The following is a 15,243-nucleotide window of genomic DNA, read 5'->3' as shown; positions in this document are numbered from 1 at the left end:
CATGTGCGGAGCCGTCAAGGGCGGACCGAGCCTCGAGGGCGTCGACGTCGCCAACCAGGCCGTCATCCAGGGTGTCGTCGTGCGTGGCGACGAGCCCGTCGGCAACGCGTACGTGCGTCTGCTCGACCGCACCGGTGAGTTCACGGCCGAGGTCCCGACCTCGGCGACCGGCCAGTTCCGGTTCTTCGCCGGACCCGGTGAGTGGACGCTGCGCACGCTCGCGCCGCGCGCCGAGGCCGTCGACCTCGCCGTGGCCGCGGCGATCGGCGTGGTCGCCGACGTGGTCGTCGACATCGACCGGGTGCCCGCCACCGCCTGAGCACCACCTCGCGAGACCCCGGACCGTCACGGTCCGGGGTCTCGTCGTCTTTTCCGGGCATCTCGCGCAGGAAGGACGTGACCCCCCGCCGTCTCGCTCGTTCTAGAGGCGAGCACGCTCGCGCCCGGACGTCGCGCTCATGTCAGATCTTGTGAGGGAGTCTCATGAAGAAGCACCTTGCGGCACTCGTCGCCTCGGTCGTCGCCGCCGTCGGACTGGTGGCGCTGCCCTCCGCGACGCTCGCCCCCGCCCAGGGAGCCACCGTGCCGTACCCCGTGCTGGTGTGCGACATCCAGGTCTCGAAGACCCGCGTCGCCCCCGGTGAGACGTTCACGGCGACCGTCACGGCCGACGTCCCGACGACGATCACCGCCACCTACGAGGGCCAGACGCGCACCGCCAGCAACACCAAGAAGCTGGTCGCGACGTTCACCGCCCCCCAGGTCACGCGGAGCACCTCGACCACCGTGCGCGCCCTCTGCGGCGACAAGGCCGGCTCGGGCGCCGAGGTCATCGTGGCCCCCTCGGGCGGCTCCGACGGCGACGGCGGCGCGCAGGGTGACGCGGACGCCGACGGCGGCTCCCAGGGTGACGCCGACGTCAGCGCCGACGGTGGCTCGCAGGGCGACGCCGACGCCGACGGCGGCTCCCAGGGTGACGCCGACGTCAGCGCCGACGGTGGCTCGCAGGGCGACGCCGACGTGAACGCGGGCGGTGCCGGCACGGACGGCGTGGCCGACGCCGACGCCGGCACGGAGGACCGCAACGGCATCCTGCCCGGCACCGGCGGCACCGACTTCTGGCTGCTCGTCCTCGGCGCGCTGCTCGTCCTCGCCGGCGTCGGCGCCGTGGTCGCCCGTCGCCGCCGCGACGGCTGACCCGACCGTGAGGCCGCCTCGGCGGTTCCTGCCCGAACGCTGGGACCGGGCCGGCTGGGCCCGGCTGGTGCTCTCCGTCGTCGGGGGTGTCGTGCTGGTGTGCGGGGTCGTGCTCGCCTGGCAGGGCGTCCGCGCGGCCATCCTCCTGCAACGAGCCAGCGACGCGTCGCAGGTGCTGCTCGCGCAGGTGGCCCAAGGTGACGCCGACGGCGCTCGGCGCACCGCCGAGGTGCTCGAGGACGCCGCGCGACGCTCCCACGACTCGACGGACGGTCCCCTGTGGGCGGTGGCCTCCTGGCTGCCGGTCGTCGGTGACGACGTCGACGCGGTGCGGGTGGTCAGCCGTGAGGTCGACCGGGTCGCGACCCGGGCGGTCCCCACGGTCGTCGACGTGACCGCCCAGGTCGGCCTGGACGCGTTCTCGCCGCGCGACGGTCGCATCGACATCGCGAACCTCGAGAGCGTCGCACCCCGGCTGGGTGCGCCGCGCCGAGCGCTCGACGAGGCCGCGCGCAACGTGGGCGACATCCGCCCGGAGGACGTCGTCGGCCGGCTGCAGGTGCCGGTCCGACGCCTGCAGGACGTGCTGACGGGCGCCGCGTCGGCAGCCCGGGTCGCCGACACCGCCGCGACGCTGCTGCCCGACATGCTCGGCGCGCAGGAGCGTCGCCGGTACCTGCTGCTCATCCAGAACAACGCCGAGGTGCGCTCCCTCGGCGGCATCCCCGGCTCCTGGGCGGTCATCGAGGCCGACCGTGGCCGGGTGCGCATGACCGAGCAGGGCTCCGCGATCGACGTCCCGCCCGTCGACGACCCGCGCCTGGCGGTGCCGGCGTCGCAGTACGGTGCCGTCCCGGTGTCGGCGGCCGAGGACCTGCGCAACACCACCTCGGTCCCGGACTTCCCGGAGGCGGCACGGTTCGCGGGGTCGCTGGTCGGCGAGGCGACCGACACCCGGTTCGACGGCGTCGTGTCGGTCGACCCCGTGACGCTCGGCTACCTGCTGCAGGGGCTGGGCCCGGTCACCCTCGGCGACGGCACGCGGCTGACCAGCGAGAACGCCGTGGACGAGCTGCTCAACGGCGTCTACCGCCGCTACACGACCGACCCGCTCGCTCAGGACGCCGTGTTCGAGGACGCCGCGCGCAGCATCTTCGACGCCTTCGTCGGTGGACGCGGGGCGACCCAGCCCGTCCTCGAGGCGCTGGTGCGCGCGGCCGTCGACAACCGGGTGATGGTCTGGTCGGCCGACCGGTCGGAGCAGCGCCGCATCCGCACCACGGGCGTCTCGGGCGTCCTGTCGCAGGACACCGACCGGGCGCGCGTCGGCGTGTTCGTGGACGACAGCAAGGGCTCGAAGCTGCAGTACTACCTCGAGACGTCGCACACGCTGACGTCGTCGCGCTGCGTCGACGACCGCAGCCAGGAGCTCACGCTGCGCACCCGTCTGAGCTCCGTCGTGCCGAGGTCGGGCCTGCCCGTCTCTATCACCGGCTTCCGGCTGCCCGGCCTGTCCGCCACGGACCAGCGGCTCTCGGTGCGGGTCGTGGCCCCTGCCGGGGGCGTCCTGCAGCAGGTCCGGCTCGGCGACGTCGACCGTCAGCCGGTCGGTGGACGGCTCGGCGACCGTCGGGTCACCGTCGTGCCGCTGACGCTGCGAGCGGGGGAGTCGGTCGACCTGACCGTCACGATGCGCACGGGCGACGGGCAGACGGGCGATCCCGTGCTGACGAGCACGCCCGGCATCCGCGCGGAGCCGAACGACGTGCGCGTGCGCTCGGCCTGCGGCTGACACCGACCGCTCCGTCGCACACCGTCCGGGCGGTCAGCCGATCTGACGCTCGTCGGCGAGCCGGTCGTCGGGGTACTTGCGCAGGTAGGCGTCCATGCGGTCGTTGCGCAGGGCGTCGAACAGCTCCGCGCACTTGGCCTGGTCGAGCACGACGACGTCGCCGTACGTCGGGTCCAGCTCGGTCCCGGCGACGGGCGCGGTCAGGAAGGTGACGTCGTCGGAGCGGACCCCGCGCAGCGACAGTGCGAGCGCACGCATGTCGCCCGGGTCCCAGTCGGCGTCGACCGTGAGGTTCTTCGTCACCGCGGTGAGGGTGCGGGTGAGCTTGATCGGGTTGCTGAGCGTGTCACGCGCCAGCATCTTCTTCATGAGCGAGCGCAGGAAGTTCTGCTGCCGCGCGATCCGGTCGAAGTCGCCGCGGACGAGGCCGTAGCGGGTGCGCACGTACGCGAGGGCCTTCTTGCCCTCCAGCGTCTGCTGGCCCGCCTGCCACTGCACCTCCTGCTTCGGGTCGTAGAAGGCGCGGGGGATGAACACGGGCACGCCGCCGACGGCCGAGGAGAGCGACTCGAAGCCGTCCCAGTCGATGATCGCCAGGTGGCGCATCCGCAGGTTCGTGAGGTTCTCGACGGTCGAGATCGCCCCGTCGGGCCCGTACTCGGAGAACGCGTCGTTGATCTTCTGCTTCGAGCGCACCGCGCCCGTCTGGTCGTGGATGTCGGTGAACGTGTCGCGCGGGATGGAGACGAGGTAGACCTTGCGCCGGTCGGACGTGATGTGGGCGATCATCAGCGTGTCGCTGCGGTACTTGCCCGCCGGCCAGCGCGACGCCGCAGCGTCCTCCGCGAGCGTGGTGTCGCGGGCCCCCGGCTCCTCCTTGCCCTTGTCCGAGCCGAGCAGCAGGATGTTCAGCGCCCTGCCGCGGTCGGGGTCGGGCCGGTCCTTCTCCTTCAGCTGGGTGTCGACGCGACCGACGTTGTCCAGCTGGGAGTTGAGGTAGTAGGCGTAGCCGCTGGCGGTGCCGAGCACCAGCACGAGCACGCCCACCACGCCGACGAGCAGTCTCCGATGGCGGCGGTGCCAGGGTGTCCCGCCCGCACGACGCTTGCCCGCGACGGCACGACGCTCACGCTTGAGGCGTCGCGACATGGACACGTCCGTTCGGTGGGGGGCGGGGCGCCGGCCGCACCGGACCACGGACGACCACGCGTGATCCTACGCGGCCCACCTGAAAGGACGGTCAGAACGCCGGACCCGCGGCGACCGCGACAGCGTCGTTCACAGCTCCAGCAGGATCGTGACGGGTCCGTCGTTGACCGACGCGACCTGCATGTCGGCGCCGAAGCGTCCGGTGGGCACGTCGGTGCCCAGCGCGCGGAGGGCGGCGCAGAACTCCTCGTACAGCGGCTCGGCGACGGCTCCGGGAGCGGCCGCCGTCCAGCTCGGACGGCGACCCTTGCGGGCGTCGCCGTAGAGCGTGAACTGGCTGACGACCAGCACGGAACCGCCGGTGTCGGCGACCGACCGCTCCTCGCGCAGCACCCGCAGCCCGTGCACCTTCCGGGCCAGGGCGTCGGCCTTCTGCACGGTGTCGTCGTGGGTGACCCCGAGCAGGACGAGGAGGTGGCCCCCGTCCTCGGTCTCGCCCTCGTCACCGCCGCCCACGGAGCCGACGACCTCGCCGTCGACGACGACGGACGCCTGGGTCACCCGCTGCACCACTGCACGCACGGCGGCAGGCTAGCGCGCCGTCGATACGATGGGCAGCATGGCCTTCGAGATCCCGGCAGACCTGCACCCCGACGTGGCCCCGCTCGCGTGGCTGCTCGGCACGTGGCACGGCAACGGGCGGGGTGACTACCCGACGATCGAGCCGTACGCGTTCGAGCAGGACGTGGTCTTCGCCCACGACACGCGTCCGTTCCTGCACTACTTCAGCCGCTCCTGGACGACCGACGAGGAGGGCAACCGCACCGGACCCGGCGACCTCGAGACCGGCTTCCTGCGGCCCGCCGGCCTGGTCGAGGGCGGCAAGGGCATCAACGTCGAGCTCGTGCTCGCCCACCCCACCGGCTACGCCGAGATCTGGTACGGCGTGGCGGAGGGCCCGCGGATCACGCTCGGCACCGACGTCGTCGCCCGCACCCAGACGGCGGTCGAGTACACCGCCGGGCAGCGCATGTACGGGCTGGTCGAGGGGGCGCTCATGTACGCCGTCGACAAGGCCGCCGAGGGCCAGGGCATGCAGTCGCACCTGTGGGGGAAGCTCGCCCGTGTCTGAGCATCCCGCGTCCACGCCCGACGAGGCCGCCCCGGCACGACGCAGCCCGCTGCTCGACGTCGAGGGCGCCGTCGAGGCCGACCCGCCCGACTCCGGCGTCGCCGCCCACTACGGCGAGCTCACCGTCGAGCAGCGCCGGCTGGAGCGCGGCGAGGGGTTCGTCGACCTGTCGCACCGCGACGTGCTGACGGTCACCGGGCCCGACCGGCTCACGTGGCTGCACTCGCTGACCACCCAGCACCTGGAGTCGCTGCCGCCGGGCGTGCCCACCGAGGTGCTGGTGCTCACCCCGCAGGGGCGCATCGAGCACGCCTTCGAGGGCATCGACGACGGCACCACCTTCTGGGCCCACACGGAGCCCGGCGCCGGGGCCGCTCTCGTCACGTTCCTCGACCGGATGCGCTTCATGATGCGCGTCGAGGTGGCCGACGTGAGCGACACGCACGCCGTGCTCGGCCGGGTCGAGCCCGGCGCCGACGGGACGCCCGGACGGTCGGTCTGGGCGATCGAGCCGCGCGCCGACGTCGCGTCGTGGCCCGAGCGTCACGGGCGGCCTGCGGGCACGTGGGCCTGGGAGGCGCTGCGGATCGCCGCCGGCACCCCGCGCCTCGGCCTCGACACCGACGACCGGACCATCCCGAACGAGGTGGGGCTGCTCGAGCGCGCCGTGCACCTCGACAAGGGCTGCTACCGCGGGCAGGAGACGGTGGCGCGGGTGCACAACCTCGGCCGTCCTCCGCGCCGGCTCACGCTGCTGCACCTCGACGGCTCGGCCGACCGGCTGCCGGCGCCCGGTTCACCGGTCGAGCGGGCCGACGCACCCGGCCAGGCGGTGGGCGTGCTCGGGTCGCGAGGTCTGCACCACGAGCTCGGCCCGATCGGCCTCGCACTGCTGAAGCGCTCGGTGCCCACCGACGCGACCCTCGTCGTCGACGGCGTCGCCGCCGCGCAGGAGCTCGTCGTCGACCCCGACGTGGGCCTGCACGTGCGTCCCCGGTCCGGTGGCTGAGGTGGGGGCGCGGCCCGAGCCGGCCCGCTGGAGCATCCTCACCGTCTGCACCGCGAACGTCTGCCGCTCGCCGCTGATGGAGCTGCTGCTGCGCGAGCGGCTGGACCCTGCGCGGTTCGAGATCGCGAGCGCCGGCGTGATGGGCTGGCGCGACGCACCGGTCGACAGCATGGTGCGGCTCGAGCTGGCCCGGCTCGGCCTCGACGGCTCGGAGTTCCGGTCGAGGCCGCTGCACCCCGCCCACGTCAAGGCCGCCGACGTCGTGCTCACCGCGACGAAGGAGCACCGCGCCTCCGTGCTCGAGCTCGACCCCGGGGCGCTGCGCAAGACGTTCACGCTGCTCGAGCTCGCCGCCCTCGTGGAGGACCACACGGCCGACAGCCTGCCCGAGCTCGTCGCCGACGCTGCGCGCCGTCGCAGCACCGCGCCCAGCCTGCTCGACGTGCCCGACCCGTTCCGTCGCGCGCCGGAGGTGCACCGCAGCACCGCCGACCTCATCGACGACGCGACCGAGCGGCTCGCCCGGACCTTCGCCACCCTCGGCTGAGCGGTCCCGGGCGGCTAGCGGCCGCGGCGGGGACGACGTCGCGTCGACTGCGTCGCGTACTCGTACCCGTAGCCGAAGCGTCCTGCGGCGCGGCGCGGCGACATCGAGAGCACCGTGCCGAAGAGCGTCGCGCCGACGGTCTGCAGCCGCTCGACGGCAGCGCGCACCTGGTCGTGGCCGGTGCGGCCGTGGCGCACGACGAGCAGAGCGCCGTCGGACAGCAGGGCCAGGATCGTCGCGTCGGTGACGGGCAGCAGCGGCGGCGCGTCGATGAGCACGATGTCGTAGGCGCGACGCAGGTCGGCGACGAGCTGCTCCATGGCGCCGGTCTGCACGATCTCGGCCGGGTTCGGCGGTCGGGCGCCGCTCGTGAGCACGTCGAGGCCGGGGATCTCGGTCTCCTGCATCGCCTCGTCGAGCTCGACCCGGCCGACGAGCACCGTGGTCAGGCCGACCGTGCTCTCGAGGCCGAACTGCTCGGCGAGCTGCGGCCGGCGCAGGTCGCCCTCCACGAGCGCGACCCGCAGGCCCGACTGCGCGAGCGCGATGGCCAGGTTGCAGGCCGTGGACGTCTTGCCCTCGGCCTCCACCGCACTCGTGACGGTGATGACCGTGCGGTCGTGGTCGACGTCGACGAACTGCAGGTTCGTGCGCAGGATGCGGATGGACTCCGCGCGCGGGTGCTGCGGAGACAACGACGTGAGCAGCGGCGCGTCCTGCACGCTGCGGTCGTAGGCGACGGCGCCCAGCAGGGGTGCCTCGGTGGTCGCCTCGAGCTCGTCCGCCGACGCGACCCCGCGGTCGGCGAGCTGACGCCAGCGCGCGACGCCGAGACCGAGCAGCAGCCCGACCAGCAGGCCGCCGAGCAGGTAGGGCCAGCGGCGCGGCGAGACGGGACCCGTCGAGCCGGTGCCGGGATCGATGACCAGCCCCGTGACCTGCTGGTTCGGGCGCAGCGCCTGCTGGCTGTCCTCGAGCCACGCGGTGAACGCCTCGGCGATCGCGCCGGCGCGCTCGCGGGCCACGTCGAGGCTGCCGTCGCGGACCGTCACGCGCAGGACGTCGCTGTCGCCGACGACGCCCGAGCGCACGGAGTCGGCGGGCAGCGACGACTCGTCGAGCGCCCGCGCGGCGCGGTCGAGCAGGTAGGGCTGGGAGAGCAGACGGCCGTACGACTCGACGGTGCGGGCGGTGACCGCGCGGGCCGAACCGTCGACGCTCGCCGGCGGGGAGGAGACGAGGACCTCGGCCGACGCCTCGTACCGCGGTGTGAGGCCCGACACGACCAGCTGTCCCGCGAGCGCACCGAGCAGACCCAGCAGCACCACCAGGAGCCAGCGTGATCCGAGCGTTCGACGGGGGGTCGGGCTCGGCATCGGGCACCGTCTCCTTCGGTCTCGGGCCACACGGGGGAGGGAGGCCGGGCTCGCCGAGGTTGGTCTCGGGGCCGTCGGTACGGAACACTAGCGGTTGCACCCTGCGTCACGACGGGGTTCCCCCGTCTCGCAGTCAGCACCAGGAGCTTCATGACCGACGACCGTCCCGCGTCCGACCTGTCCGACCAGACCCCCGACCAGGAGGCGTCGAACGCCCCGGAGGCGACGGCCCCCGGCGCCCGCTTCGCTGCCCTGGGCCTCGGTGACGAGCTGGTGGAGGTGCTCGGTCGGCTCGGCTACGAGGCACCCACCCCCATCCAGGAGGCGGCGGTGCCGGCGCTGCTCGCCGGCCGCGACGTCGTCGGGCTCGCGCAGACGGGCACCGGCAAGACGGCCGCGTTCGCCCTGCCGATCCTCGAGAAGATCGACCCCGACCGCGCCTCCACGCAGGCGCTCGTGCTCGCTCCCACGCGTGAGCTGGCCCTGCAGGTCTGCGAGGCGATGACGTCGTACACGCCGCGGTCGCGCCGCATCCGCGTGCTGCCCGTCTACGGCGGGCAGGGCTACGGCGCCCAGCTGGCCGGGCTCGAGCGCGGCGCCCACGTCGTCGTCGGCACGCCCGGTCGCGTCATGGACCACCTCGACCGTGGCAGCCTCGACCTCTCCGGGCTCGACCACCTCGTGCTCGACGAGGCCGACGAGATGCTCGCGATGGGGTTCGCGGAGGACGTCGAGCGGATCCTCGCCGACACCCCCGAGTACAAGCAGGTCGCGCTGTTCTCGGCCACCATGCCGCCGGCCATCCGCCGCCTCGCGAAGCGCTACCTGCACGACCCCGCCGACATCGCGACGCCGCAGGCCCGCTCGTCGACGAGCACCGTGCGCCAGCGCTGGATCCCCGTCTCGCACCACGCGAAGCTCGACGCGCTCACGCGTCTGCTCGAGGTGGAGAGCGGCGACGCCATGATCATCTTCGTCCGCACGAAGTCGGCCACCGAGGAGCTCGCGGAGCGACTGCGGTCGCGCGGGTTCTCGGCCGCCGCCATCAACGGCGACCTCGTGCAGGCGCAGCGCGAGCGGACGGTGACGGCGCTGAAGAACGGCTCCCTCGACATCCTCGTCGCGACCGACGTGGCTGCGCGCGGGCTCGACGTCGACCGCATCACCCACGTCGTCAACTACGACATCCCGCACGACCCCGAGGCGTACGTGCACCGGGTCGGTCGCACGGGCCGCGCCGGTCGCAGCGGCGAGGCCATCCTGTTCGTCACCCCGCGCGAGCGTCGGCTCCTGTCGGCGATCGAGAAGGTCTCGGGACGGCCGGTCGAGGAGACCGGCGTGCCCAGCGTCGACGAGGTCAACGCGCGGCGCACCGCGAAGTTCGCGCAGGCGATCACCGACAGCATGGGCTCCGCCCAGTTCCACGCGTTCCGGGGCCTCGTGGAGGACTACGTGCGCGAGCACGACGTCGAGATGCTCGACGTGGCCGCGGCGCTCGCGGTGATGAGCACCGACGACAAGGAGTTCTTCCTGCGTCCGGACCCGCCGAAGAAGGAGCGTCGCGAGCGTCCGGAGCGGCAGGACCGGCCGGTGCGCGACGCCGGTGACCGGCCGCCGCGTCCGTCGAGGGACGGCTGGGCGCCGTACCGGATCGCCGTCGGCAAGCGGCACAAGGTGACGCCGTCGATGATCGTCGGCGCGCTCGCCAACGAGGGCGGTCTGCGTCGTGCCGACTTCGGCAAGATCACGCTCGGCATCGACCACGCCGTCGTCGAGCTCCCGCAGGACCTGCCCCCGGCGGTGTTCGAGGCGCTCGCCGACACGCGGATCTCCGGACGTCGTATCGAGCTGCAGGCCGACCGCGGCGCCCGGGTCGGGCGGTCCTCGCGCGACGACCGGCCGACCGCGCACCGCAAGGGTTCGGGCGGACCGGGCGGCAAGGGCAAGGGCGGTCAGCGCGGCAGCTGGTCGAAGGACGGCGAGTCGCCCCGCAAGCCGCGCCACCCCAAGGGTCACTGACGGCCGTCGGCCGAGGAGAGGACGAGATGCGACGACTGGACAACCCCGACCGCGACTACGACTGGGGCTCTCCTGACGCCATCCCGCGCTTCCTCGGCCGCACGCCGGACGGCGCTCCCGTGGCGGAGATCTGGATGGGCACGCACCCACTGAACCCCTCGACGGTGCAGGGTGCCGACGGTCCGGTCTCGTTGCGGGAGGTCGCCGGCGAGCTGCCGTTCATGCTCAAGATCCTGGCCGCCGACCGCCCGCTGTCGATCCAGGTGCACCCGAACGCCGTCCTCGCGCAGGAGGGGTTCGAGGCCGAGGAGGCGGCGGGCGTGCCGCTGGACGCGCCGCACCGCGTGTACAAGGACCCGCACCCGAAGCCGGAGATGGTCTACGCGCTGACCGCGTTCGACACGCTCGTCGGCTTCCGCCCGACGGCCGAGATCCTCCGGGTGCTCGCCGCGATCGACGTGCCCCGCGTGCACCAGCTCGTCGAGAGCCTGCGTCGCCAGCCCGGCTTCCTCGGCATCGTGCGCATCGTCGAGGACCTGCTCACGGACCGTCCGTCCCCCGAGGAGGTGGCGGCGGTCGTGGCCGCCTGCCGCGCGGGCGTCGAGCGCGGCATCGACATCAAGCGCGCGTACGCGACGGCCGTGCTCGTCGACGAGCACCACCCGGGCGACGTCGGGGTCGTCATGTCGCTGCTGCTCAACCGGTTGACGCTGCAGCCCGGCGAGGCCGCCTACCTCGGCGCGGGCATCATCCACGCGCACCTCAGCGGCCTGTGCGTCGAGGTGATGGTCTCCTCCGACAACGTGCTGCGCGGCGGGCTCACCGGCAAGCACCTCGACCCCCAGGGCCTCGTCCGCTGCCTCGACCGCGGCATGTCGCGACTGGCCCGCGTCGACGCCGACCAGTTCGGGTTCTCCACCGACGTCTACAGCCCCGGCCTGCACGAGTTCGCGCTCTCGGTGACGCAGTGCTCCTCGGCCGAGCCCGACGGCGCCCGCCTCCCCGACGACGGCCGTCGCATCGTCGTCTGCCTGGGCGGCGAGGTCGAGGTGGTGAACGAGGCCGGCGAGCGCGAGCACCTCGCCCGCGGCGAGGCGGTGTTCGCCGACGAGTCCGACGGCGTCCTGCACGCCGTCGGCACCGGCGAGGTCGCGCAGGCCTACACCCCCGCCCCCGACCTGCCGCCCACCGAGCTCACCGACCTCGTCTGACGGCTGGGCGGGCGTCGGCCTGGGGCCTCGGGGCAGCGGGTCGTGCTCGCAGTGGACACAGGATCCTGCGTTCTCGCTCCCTCAGCGGTAGGTGAGATGCGGAATGCGGGTCAGAGGTAGGTGACACGCGCTACTGGGCGCTGGTGACGCGTTCTACCTACCTCCAGGCGAGGCGAGGCGAGCGTCCCGCGTCCCGCGCAGGCCGCAGCTCGTGGGCCCAGACCAGCGCGCCCGCAGGACGAGACGAGCTGCCCGGCGGACGTCAGACGAGGTCGGTCCGACCCGAGGCGGCGAGGGCGGCGGGGACCTCCTTGACGCGCTGCGCGTGCTCGACGGTGGTCACGAGGAGGGCGTCGTCGGTCTGCACCACGACGGCGCCGGGGATGCCGACGACGGCGACGGTGACGCCTCCGGTGGTGCGCACGAGGCCGTCGGCTTCCACCCAGACGACGCCGGTGTCGCCGCTGACGCCGAGCTCGTGCAGGGCGGCGAAGTCGCCGATGTCGTCCCACCCGAAGCGGCCGGGCACGGTCGCGATGCCGCCGGTGAGCGACACCGGCTCGGCGACGGCGTGGTCGATCGCGATGCGGGTCAGCGTCGGCCAGACGGTCTCGAGCTCGGTCTGTGCGGCCGGGCCGTCCCACGCGGCGGCGATGCGCTGCAGACCGGCGTGCAGGGTCGGCTGCAGGCGCGCGAGGTGGTCGAGGAGGACGTCGGCGCGGGTGACGAACATCCCCGCATTCCAGCTGAAGGTGCCGGCGCGCAGGTAGGCCCGCGCGGTCTCCTCGTCGGGCTTCTCGACGAAGCGCACCACGGTCCGCGCGCTCGGTGCGCCGTCGACCGCGAGCGGCGCGCCCGACTCGACGTAGCCGAACGCGGTCGACGGTGAGCGCGGAGCGATGCCGATCGTCGTCACCGCTCCGGTGCGGGCGGTGCGGACGGCCTGCGCGACGGCGTCGGCGAAGCGGTCCTCGCCGGTGATGACGTGGTCGGCCGCGAACGACGCGACGACGGCGTCGGGGTGCCGGGCGAGCACGACGGCGGTGGCGAGCCCGATGGCCGGCATCGAGTCGCGCGGCGACGGCTCGACGAAGACGCTCGTCAGCCCAGGCAGCTGGGCCCGCACGGCGTCGGCGTGCCGTGGCCCGGTCACGACGTGCACCCGCTCGGGCGGCACCAGCTTCGTCACACGGTCCCACGTCTGCTGCAGCAGCGTGCGGCCCGAGCCGGTCAGGTCGAGCAGGAACTTCGGGCGACCAGCCCGCGACAGCGGCCACAGCCGCGTGCCTGCGCCACCGGCCGGGATGATGACGTGCAGGTCGTCGAGGTCCGAGGGTGCTGTACTCATCGTCGGGGGCTCATCGTCGGGGGCTCATCGTGGGGGCTCGCGATCGTCGGTCGGCAGGGGCGGCACGTCACCGTGATGACGCGGCGAGTCTAGCGGCGCGCGACGCCGTCCCGGGGCGCTTCGGCGTCGCGGGATGGACCTAGGCTGGGGCGATGGACGTCGTCGCCGAGGTCGTGCGGTCAGGGCTCGTGGAGAGCCGTCATCGGGGGACGGCCGTGCGGGTCGACCCGGACGGGCAGACCGTGTGGTCGATCGGCGACCCCGGCACCGTCGTGTTCCCCCGGTCGACGAACAAACCGTTCCAGGCCGCTGGTCTCGTGCGGGAGGGTCTCGACCTGGAGCCGCGACTGCTGGCCCTGGCCGCCGCGAGCCACTCCGCCGAGCCGTTCCACCTCGAGGGCGTCCGCGAGATCCTGGCGCGCGGCGACCTCGACGAGTCGGCGCTGCAGACCCCGCCGTCGTACCCGGTCGACCCGCACGAGCACGCCGCCGTGCTGCGGGCCGGCGAGGGCCGGCTGCCGATCCGGATGGACTGCTCGGGCAAGCACGCGGCGATGCTGTTGACCTGCGTCCAGCGCGGCTGGTCCACCCACGACTACCTCGACCCCGACCACCCGGTGCAGCGGGCGATCACGGCGACCTTCACCGAGCTCGTCGGGCCGCCCGACGTGGTCGGCGTCGACGGCTGCGGCGCGCCCCTGCTGGCGACGTCGCTCGAGCGGCTGGCCCGCGGGGTCGGCCGGCTCATGAGGGCCGAGCCGGGCAGCGCCGAGCGCCGGGTGGCCGACGCGATGGTCGCGCACCCCGAGCAGGTCAGCGGCACGCGACGCCCCGACCTCGCCCTGGCGCGGGCCGTGCCGGGCTCGCTCGTGAAGTCCGGCGCGGAGAGCGTCGTCGTCGCGGGCCTCGCCGACGGCTCCGCTCTCGCGGTGAAGATCGAGGACGGCGGCGAGCGGCCGCTGTTCGTCGTGCTGCACCGCGCCCTGGAGCTGGCGGGGGTCGATGCCGACCTGCTCCGCGAGCGTCCGGTCGTCCTGGGCGGTGGACGTCCCGTCGGCGAGGTGCGCCCCGTCCTCTGACCTGACCGGACCGTGGGCGACGGCGTGTGAGACGTCTCGCATGCAACCCTGCTTGCAGATGCTTGCATTTGCAAGCAGACTGGAGACATGGCCAAGCTGCACGTGGGAGGAGCCGTCGAGACCCTCGGCGACTACCTGCGCGAGCAGCGACGCCAGGCACAGATGTCCCTGCGACAGCTGGCGGAGAAGTCCGAGGTCTCGAACCCGTACCTCAGCCAGATCGAGCGGGGCGTGCGCCGACCCTCGGCGGAGGTCCTCCAGCAGATCGCGAAGGCACTGCGCATCTCGGCCGAGTCGCTCTACGTACGAGCGGGGCTCATCGACGTCGACGAGTCCGGCGCGCGCATGGTCGAGGACGCCATCGCCCTCGACCCGCGCCTGACCGAGCGGCAGAAGACGGCACTGCTGGACATCTACCGCTCGTTCGTCGGCGCCGACGTGGCGACCGACGAGACGCTGGCCGAGACGGTCACCGAAGCCAACTCCGACACTTCATCCGAGGAGACACCCCCATGAGCATCACCGACCAGATCAACGCCCAGGTCAAGACTCTCGTCGACGAGGTCAAGAACCTCACCGAGACCCTCCGCAAGGTCGAGCTCGACGACCTCCGCTCGCAGGCCACCGGCCTCGTCGGCTCCGCCCGCGCCGAGGTCCAGGAGGGCTACGCCGAGCTCGTGCAGAAGGGCGAGGAGTTCGTCGCCCAGGCGCGCGCCCTGAAGCTCGAGGACGTCCAGAAGCGCGGCGAGAAGCTGCTCGACGCGCTGCGCAAGGACGCCAAGAAGAACATCAAGGAGGCCCGCAAGGCCGCCGAGGACGTCGCCGAGGACGTGCAGAAGCGCGCCGAGGACATCGTCGCCGACGCCCAGGCCACGGTCGCCAAGGTGACGAAGAAGGCCCCGACCACCAAGGAGCAGGCCAAGAAGGCTCCGGCCAAGACGTCGGCCGCCGCACGCTCCACCGCCACGAAGGCCACCGAGACCGCCAAGAAGGCGCCCGCGAAGACGACCTCGACCGCGAGCACCGCCAAGAAGACCGCCGCCAAGAAGACGTCGACGGCCAAGAAGACGACCGCCGCGAAGACCTCGGCGGCCAAGAAGTCGACGCCGGCGAAGAAGACCTCGACCGCGGCCAAGAAGACCAGCTCGACGGCCAAGAAGACCACGTCGACGCCGGCCAAGAAGACGTCGACGGCCGCCAAGAAGACCACGTCGACGGCCAAGAAGGCGCCCGCGAAGAAGGCGCCCGCGAAGAAGACGACGTCCAGCAGCACGGGCTCCAGCGACAGCAGCAGCACGCAGTCCTGATCCGACACCAGCACCACCCGCGACGGCGGGCTCCCGGCGACGGGAGCCCGCCGTTCTGCGTCTCCGATAGGGTCCAG

General features: G+C 73.2%; 15 protein-coding genes. 11 read left to right on the top strand and 4 right to left on the bottom strand.

Annotation, left to right across the window (positions count from 1 at the left end; genetic code table 11):
* Position 1: 1 nt before the first annotated feature.
* From QE370_RS01945 to QE370_RS01935, 3 genes are all read left to right on the top strand, one after another.
* Positions 2-319 carry a DUF1416 domain-containing protein gene (locus tag QE370_RS01945; protein WP_067860108.1) on the top strand — a complete coding sequence of 106 codons (318 nt, stop codon included), beginning with the start codon at positions 2-4 and terminating at the stop codon, positions 317-319.
* A 164-nt stretch (positions 320-483) separates the two neighbouring features.
* Positions 484-1,197: an LPXTG cell wall anchor domain-containing protein gene (locus QE370_RS01940; protein ID WP_309633208.1), complete on the top strand. Its 714-nt coding sequence runs from the start codon at positions 484-486 to the stop codon at positions 1,195-1,197.
* A 7-nt stretch (positions 1,198-1,204) separates the two neighbouring features.
* Positions 1,205-2,989 (top strand): DUF4012 domain-containing protein, encoded by a 1,785-nt coding sequence (locus QE370_RS01935; RefSeq protein ID WP_309633207.1) that lies wholly within the window; start codon positions 1,205-1,207, stop codon positions 2,987-2,989.
* A 33-nt stretch (positions 2,990-3,022) separates the two neighbouring features.
* Here QE370_RS01935 and QE370_RS01930 read toward each other — a convergent pair whose 3' ends face one another.
* Together QE370_RS01930 and dtd are read right to left on the bottom strand one after the other, a co-directional pair.
* On the bottom strand, positions 3,023-4,138 hold the full coding sequence (locus QE370_RS01930) for an LCP family protein (RefSeq protein WP_253024147.1): 1,116 nt from the start codon (positions 4,136-4,138) through the stop codon (positions 3,023-3,025).
* Between the two features lie 129 nt (positions 4,139-4,267).
* The gene (gene dtd / locus QE370_RS01925) at positions 4,268-4,720 is read right to left on the bottom strand and encodes a D-aminoacyl-tRNA deacylase (protein WP_309633206.1); all 453 of its coding nucleotides are present in this window, start codon (positions 4,718-4,720) and stop codon (positions 4,268-4,270) included.
* A 37-nt stretch (positions 4,721-4,757) separates the two neighbouring features.
* On the opposite strand from dtd, the gene QE370_RS01920 reads away from it, so the two are divergent.
* Genes QE370_RS01920 through QE370_RS01910 form a run of 3 tightly spaced genes read left to right on the top strand, consistent with a single transcriptional unit; the run spans position 4,758 to position 6,826 of the window.
* Positions 4,758-5,270: an FABP family protein gene (locus QE370_RS01920; RefSeq protein WP_253024151.1), complete on the top strand. Its 513-nt coding sequence runs from the start codon at positions 4,758-4,760 to the stop codon at positions 5,268-5,270.
* Positions 5,263-6,279 (top strand): folate-binding protein, encoded by a 1,017-nt coding sequence (locus QE370_RS01915; protein ID WP_309633205.1) that lies wholly within the window; start codon positions 5,263-5,265, stop codon positions 6,277-6,279. The genes QE370_RS01920 and QE370_RS01915 overlap by 8 nt, the downstream gene beginning before the upstream one ends.
* A 1-nt stretch (position 6,280) precedes the next feature.
* On the top strand, positions 6,281-6,826 hold the full coding sequence (locus QE370_RS01910) for a hypothetical protein (RefSeq protein ID WP_309633204.1): 546 nt from the start codon (positions 6,281-6,283) through the stop codon (positions 6,824-6,826).
* A 14-nt stretch (positions 6,827-6,840) separates the two neighbouring features.
* On the opposite strand, the gene QE370_RS01905 is transcribed toward QE370_RS01910, so the two are convergent.
* Positions 6,841-8,154, bottom strand: coding sequence for a polysaccharide biosynthesis tyrosine autokinase (locus tag QE370_RS01905; RefSeq protein WP_309633203.1), 1,314 nt, complete (start codon positions 8,152-8,154; stop codon positions 6,841-6,843).
* A gap of 198 nt (positions 8,155-8,352) precedes the next feature.
* Between QE370_RS01905 and QE370_RS01900 the strand changes: the two genes are divergently transcribed.
* Together QE370_RS01900 and manA are read left to right on the top strand one after the other, a co-directional pair.
* Positions 8,353-10,221: a DEAD/DEAH box helicase gene (locus QE370_RS01900; protein WP_309633202.1), complete on the top strand. Its 1,869-nt coding sequence runs from the start codon at positions 8,353-8,355 to the stop codon at positions 10,219-10,221.
* Positions 10,222-10,247: 26 nt separating this feature from the next.
* Complete coding sequence (gene manA / locus QE370_RS01895) at positions 10,248-11,432, top strand: mannose-6-phosphate isomerase, class I (RefSeq protein ID WP_309633201.1); 1,185 nt, start codon at positions 10,248-10,250, stop codon at positions 11,430-11,432.
* Positions 11,433-11,694: 262 nt separating this feature from the next.
* On the opposite strand, the gene QE370_RS01890 is transcribed toward manA, so the two are convergent.
* Positions 11,695-12,780 (bottom strand): mannose-1-phosphate guanylyltransferase, encoded by a 1,086-nt coding sequence (locus tag QE370_RS01890; protein WP_309633200.1) that lies wholly within the window; start codon positions 12,778-12,780, stop codon positions 11,695-11,697.
* A gap of 152 nt (positions 12,781-12,932) precedes the next feature.
* On the opposite strand from QE370_RS01890, the gene QE370_RS01885 reads away from it, so the two are divergent.
* The 3 genes from QE370_RS01885 (at position 12,933) to QE370_RS01875 (ending at position 15,166) form a co-directional block, all read left to right on the top strand.
* On the top strand, positions 12,933-13,859 hold the full coding sequence (locus QE370_RS01885) for an asparaginase (protein WP_289017933.1): 927 nt from the start codon (positions 12,933-12,935) through the stop codon (positions 13,857-13,859).
* 87 nt (positions 13,860-13,946) lie between these two features.
* Positions 13,947-14,375 (top strand): helix-turn-helix domain-containing protein, encoded by a 429-nt coding sequence (locus QE370_RS01880; RefSeq protein ID WP_067860087.1) that lies wholly within the window; start codon positions 13,947-13,949, stop codon positions 14,373-14,375.
* Complete coding sequence (locus tag QE370_RS01875) at positions 14,372-15,166, top strand: hypothetical protein (RefSeq protein ID WP_309633199.1); 795 nt, start codon at positions 14,372-14,374, stop codon at positions 15,164-15,166. Before QE370_RS01880 ends, QE370_RS01875 begins: the two co-directional genes overlap by 4 nt.
* Positions 15,167-15,243: the final 77 nt, after the last annotated feature.

It is taken from the genome of Aeromicrobium sp. SORGH_AS_0981, assembly GCF_031453195.1.
In the GTDB taxonomy this organism is placed as follows: Bacteria; Actinomycetota; Actinomycetes; order Propionibacteriales; family Nocardioidaceae; genus Aeromicrobium.
The sequence above is the reverse complement of the archived record's forward strand: the minus strand, read 5'-3'. Positions and strand labels throughout refer to the sequence as shown.